1 protein-coding gene is annotated in these 1,513 nt (G+C 67.0%); it reads left to right on the top strand.

Going from position 1 to position 1,513, the window contains the following annotated elements:
• Positions 1-78 precede the first annotated feature (78 nt).
• Positions 79-1,455, top strand: a complete 1,377-nt coding sequence (locus AWC30_RS03100) for a hypothetical protein (protein WP_085108682.1) — start codon at positions 79-81, stop codon at positions 1,453-1,455.
• Positions 1,456-1,513 lie beyond the last annotated feature (58 nt).

Here is a 1,513-nt window from a genome sequence, read left to right as displayed (position 1 = left end):
GACTTTGCCCTACAGTGGGCCGCGACCCACCAACCGAAAGTCGCATAGCGGCTGGACCACCAAACGGGTCCCCCTCAGGTGCGCCAGTACGCCTTGGAACGGCTGGCGGAGTCCGGCGAAGCCGACGCGATCCACATCCGCCACCGCGACCATTACACGGACGCGGCCGCGTCCTTCGACAACCCCAGTGGGACCGATCACCATCAGCAGTGCACGAACTGGGCGCTGAGCGAGATCAACAACTTGCGTGCCGCGTTCGCTTGGAGTCGCGGCAACGGTGACACCGAATTGGCGCTGCGGTTGGCGTCGGCGCTGCAACCGCTGTGGCTGCACGGTCGGGTCTCGGAAGGTTTGGCGTGGCTCGACGCAGCACTTTCCGCAGGTGCGGCGGCTGCTCCGGCCGCCTGGGCTCGAGCTGTCGCCGACAAGGTGGTGCTTTACGCCTTCACCGGTGCGTTCGGCCAGACGGACGAAGTAGTCCCGGCTCTGGCGATCGCCCGCGAACTCGGCGACCCCGCTCTGCTCGCCCGAGTGCTGGCCGCCTGCGGTGCGACCTGTGCGTTCCGCACCGAGACCGCGGCCGCCTACCTCTCCGAAGCCAATGGGCTGGCTCGATCGCTCGGCGACGACTGGCAGTTATGCCAGATTCTGGGGTGGCAGTCATTGTCGGCGCATGTGGCGGGGGATCCGGCTACCGCCCGCGAAGCCGGACGCGAGGGGCGGACTATTGCTGACCGCCTCGGCGACGGTTTCGTGTCCCGCATGTGCCGTTGGTGCGTTGCACTCGCGGGTTGGATGTGCGCCGACCTCTGTGACGTGGCCGAACAGTTCCGAAGTCTGGAAGCCGATTCTCGGGCTGCGAATGACCCGCTGTGGCAGGTGCACGGTTTGTTCGGGGTGGGCAAGACACTGGTTTATCAGGGCGATGTCGACGGTGCTCGTGCGGCTGCCACTACAGCTATCGACACCGCCGCAGACATCACCGGGCTCCAACAGGCGCTGAGCCTTGGTGCACTCGTCGATGCCGAGCTCGCCGCCGGCGACGCCGAGGCCGCCTACCAGACCAGTCAGTTGGCGTGGGAGACCTGCCCGCAGTTGGAGTTGCTGGGGTCGAATGTCTACGGCATGGCGCAGGCCGCGCTCGCCGTAGGACGCGTCGAGGAAGCCCGACGCTGGGCTGACCAGGCGGTCGACGCCGCGTCCGGCGGGCATCGGATGATCCTGTTGGCGGCGCGGGTTCGGGTGGCGTTGGCGGCGGGTGATGTGGGGTTGGCGGGGCGGGATGCGGTGGTGGCGTTGGGGATTGCGTTGGAGATTGGTGGGTATTTGATGGTGCCGGATGTGATCGAGTGTGTGGCGGTGTTGAGCGCTGGGTGTGGTCGGGGGGTGGAGGCGGCGCGGTTGTTGGGGGCGGCGCAGGGGATGCGGGAGCGTAGGGGACTGCTGCACGGATAGGTGACATCTGATCTGTGGTGCCGAGAGGGTGCCACTGGAAGGATGAGTCCCATGCCTA

It is taken from the genome of Mycolicibacillus trivialis (genome assembly GCF_002102395.1).
Classification (GTDB): Bacteria; Actinomycetota; Actinomycetes; order Mycobacteriales; family Mycobacteriaceae; genus Mycobacterium; species Mycobacterium triviale.
The sequence above is the reverse complement of the archived record's forward strand: the minus strand, read 5'-3'. Positions and strand labels throughout refer to the sequence as shown.